This is a genomic window from Paenibacillus sp. P4_A7 (assembly GCF_056402455.1).
This window is the reverse complement of sequence record NZ_JBFUHJ010000525.1, coordinates 1-3,633: the sequence shown is the minus strand read 5'-3', so window position 1 is coordinate 3,633 and position 3,633 is coordinate 1. Positions and strand designations below refer to the sequence as shown.

Here is a 3,633-nt window from a genome sequence, read left to right as displayed (position 1 = left end):
CCATTAAAGACCAAATCGCCTTATAGGGCGATTTGGTCTTTTTCCGTTTATTACCTATTTGGGAATGAGTATCCGAATCGCCCTTATCTCATACTAAAAGGGAAACAAATACTAATGACCAGCAGAAGGGAAGATGACAGATGGAAGCATCTTCAAAGCTTACGGTCCTCTATCTGCGTCTCAAGAAAAGAATTTATATCAAACCACAGCATCAAGTCACATTAGGTCAAGCTTCGCGCTTACTTGCAACATCTGATGCTCTCGAGAGACGTCTGAAAGGGCTGATTTTGTACGARCATAAAAAAGCAGACGGCAATCGAGTTGTTATCGATTTGCTGCAAATCGTCAAGGCGATTCGGGAGCTTGAGCCTGAACTGACGGTAGAAGCTTATGGAGACCCGCAGGTATTGGTCATGATAGCCGAAAAACCGGTGAAACCGCGAATAGCCATACTTATTCTAGCATGGCTGCTGTTGTTTTTTGGAGCGGGACTTGCCATTATGAACTTCCATACGGATGTCARTATGAAAGAAGTTCATATTCGAATTGTCGAGCTGATTACAGGTAAGCGAACCGAGCATCCACTGTGGTTTCAAATTCCGTATTCTCTTGGGATTGGAATGGGTATGGTACTGTTCTTTAACCATTTATTCCGTAAACGGTTCAACGAGGAGCCAAACCCACTTGAGGTCGAGCTATATATGTATCAAGAAAATGTGAATGCTTATGTTATCGCGGATGAGATGCGCAAAAAAACAGATTACGATCAGACCAGAGGGAATGGTCATGATTAATTGGTTAGTAAATATATTCATAGCCCTATTAGGGCTAGCAGGAGGGCTAGCTGTTGGCAGTGGTCTTGTCGCTTTGCTTATTGTTCTAGATCTTATTCCACGCCTAGCACAAATAGCTAATGCATATCGGTTGTCGATATGGTTCGAGACAGCTGTTATATGCGGTTCGTTGTACTGGACATTTGCTGATTTTATGGATTGGCATCTGCCATTGCCTTCGGGCGCTTTCTTGATCGGTGCTGGTTTACTTGATGGAATCTTTGTCGGCATGCTGGCAGCTGCATTAACGGAAGTATTGAACGTACTGCCTATTTTAGCGAAAAGAATGAATTTATCAGACTATATGGTTGCCCTTGTTATGGCAATGGTACTTGGTAAAACATTAGGTTCTTTGTTTGACTGGCTTGTATTTCAATGGTAGCACTTAACGGAAGGCGGGTAAGTAAATGAGAGATCGTGAGATTGGACAAGAGCAGAGAGTGCATGAACAAGAGGGAGTTATACAACCTCCCTATTCGGAATTACCTGAAGAGCAGCAAAGGGAGGAGTCCCGAGATGACATAAGGATGGAATCATCAGGCAGTGATAGTAAGAACGAGAATAAAAGCAAGGAGAAAGCTGTCACTTCGGATAAGGATAAGAATGAGGGAATACCTTGGCATTTAGATGATATTTTGAAACGGTTGGAAAATGAGTTGGGCTATAAAAAAAGTTTTGATGTAACTATAAGAGAGATGACATTCGGGGAACGTCGCATAGCAATGCTCAGTATGAATGGATTGGTCAAAGATGCATTGCTCACTGAGGTGCTTAAGCGACTTACCTATCTGAACCAAGATGATTTATCAAGTGATGCTCTCCATGCATTTCTCGATTTATATGTGCCTGCAGCACAGGTGAGTAAGGTCGATGTTTGGAACGATATGTTAATCGGCGTGCTAGCAGGGAACACTGCTTTTTTTATTGATAAAGAAAAAAGCTTGTTGATGATCGATGCAAAGAACTTTCCGACGCGAGGTCTTGATGAGCCATCTTTAGAGAAGGTCGTTCGTGGCAGCAGGGATGGGTTTGTTGAAACATTAATGGTCAACATTTCATTGGTCCGAAGAAGGATTCGTGATCCACAGCTGCGATATGAATTAGTGCAGGTTGGTGAACGGACGAAAACAGACGTTTGTATCGCTTATATAGATGACATAGTCGATAAAGAGCTGCTTAAATCCATTAAGGATAAAATCTCTATGGTGAAGCTAGATGGATTGCCTTTAGCGGATAAACAGCTCGAAGAGGCAACTGTAAAACGAGGTTGGAGCCCATTTCCGCTCGTACGATATTCAGAAAGACCAGATACGGTTTCTGCACATTTGCTTGAAGGAGCTGTAGCGGTATTCGTTGACACGTCGCCAAGCGTCATGACGCTTCCAACTACGTATACTGATTTGATGCAGCATGCGGAGGAATATCGTCAATCTCCTTTTATTGGCACCTATTTGCGTTGGGTTCGTTTTATCGGCATATTTGCCTCTTTGTTTATGCTTCCGCTTTGGTTGTTGTTTGTATTGCATCCAGAGCTGAAGCCAGTAGCACTTGAGTTTTTGGGACCTACCAAAACAGGTAAAATTCCGCTAGTCATGCAGTTTTTAATTGCTGAAATTGGCGTCGATTTACTCCGTATGGCGTCCGTACATACGCCAACGTCACTGGCGACAGCGATGTCACTTGTTGCAGCGATATTAATTGGAGATATTGCCGTTAAGACAGGTGTTTTCATTAATGAAGTCATCTTATATATGGCTATTGCGGCAATTGGCATGTTTGCGACGCCAAGCTATGAGCTTGGCCTTGCCAATCGAATCGTTCGACTTGTGCTTATCATATCGGTTGCAATGTTTAGTGTACCTGGTTTTGTTATCGCAACTACAGTTATTATGTTGTTGCTAACAACAGAGCGTTCATTCAATCGTCCGTATATGTGGCCGATCATACCTTTTGACGCTAAAGCACTGCTCAGCATTATCATTCGCAAACCGGTTCTTTACAATCGTACCCGTCCGAATATTTTGCGTCCGCAGCAGAGCGAGAGATTACCAAACACCGATTAAGTTCACAAAAATGCAAATGAAATGTGAATTTATCCATATCTCAGACAGGTAGATTGCGTTATACTTGATGCTATTGATGCAAATTCTATTCGTTCTATCTGCTATCAGATAGAAGAAAGCTGAGGGAAATTATATGTACTTGCATGGAACTAGTAAAATTAACGGTAATGGACATTTGGAAATTGGCGGCTGCGATGTAGCCGATTTGGCTAATCAGTTTGGCACGCCGCTATATATTGTTGACGAAGCACTTATACGTCAACGCGCAAATGAGTATGTTGAAGCATTTAAGACTTCTGGTCTGAGATTTCAGGTTGCTTATGCAAGTAAGGCTTTCAGCGTAATGGCTATGTGCGCAATTGCCGAGCAGGAAGGACTGTCACTTGATGTCGTTTCTGACGGTGAACTGTTTACAGCTATGCAAGCGGGATTCCCAGCAGAGAGAATTCATTTCCATGGCAACAACAAAACACCTGAAGAAATCATTATGGCGCTTGACGCAGGTATTGGTTGCTTCGTAGTGGACAACTTCTTAGAGCTTCAAACATTGAATGCTTTAGCTGGTGAGCAGGGTAAGAAAGTGAATATTTTGCTCCGTATTACGCCTGGTGTAGAAGCACATACACATGATTACATCTCAACTGGCCAACAAGATTCCAAATTCGGCTTTGATCTTGGCAATGGTTCAGCAAGACGAGCAATCCAAGAAGCGATGTCACTTCCTAACCTCACTATTT

Annotated in this window: 4 protein-coding genes; all 4 read left to right on the top strand. The window is 42.7% G+C overall.

The window, feature by feature from the left end; translation table 11 throughout:
• Positions 1-140 precede the first annotated feature (140 nt).
• Positions 141-794 (top strand): stage V sporulation protein AA, encoded by a 654-nt coding sequence (locus AC1DWN_RS30330; RefSeq protein ID WP_477562581.1) that lies wholly within the window; start codon positions 141-143, stop codon positions 792-794.
• Complete coding sequence (locus AC1DWN_RS30325) at positions 787-1,215, top strand: stage V sporulation protein AB (RefSeq protein ID WP_477562580.1); 429 nt, start codon at positions 787-789, stop codon at positions 1,213-1,215. The genes AC1DWN_RS30330 and AC1DWN_RS30325 overlap by 8 nt, the downstream gene beginning before the upstream one ends.
• A 25-nt stretch (positions 1,216-1,240) precedes the next feature.
• The gene (locus AC1DWN_RS30320; RefSeq protein ID WP_477562579.1) at positions 1,241-2,896 is read left to right on the top strand and encodes a spore germination protein; all 1,656 of its coding nucleotides are present in this window, start codon (positions 1,241-1,243) and stop codon (positions 2,894-2,896) included.
• Positions 2,897-3,029: 133 nt separating this feature from the next.
• Positions 3,030-3,633 (top strand): diaminopimelate decarboxylase family protein (locus AC1DWN_RS30315; protein ID WP_477562578.1); only part of this gene is annotated, 604 nt, incomplete at its 3' end.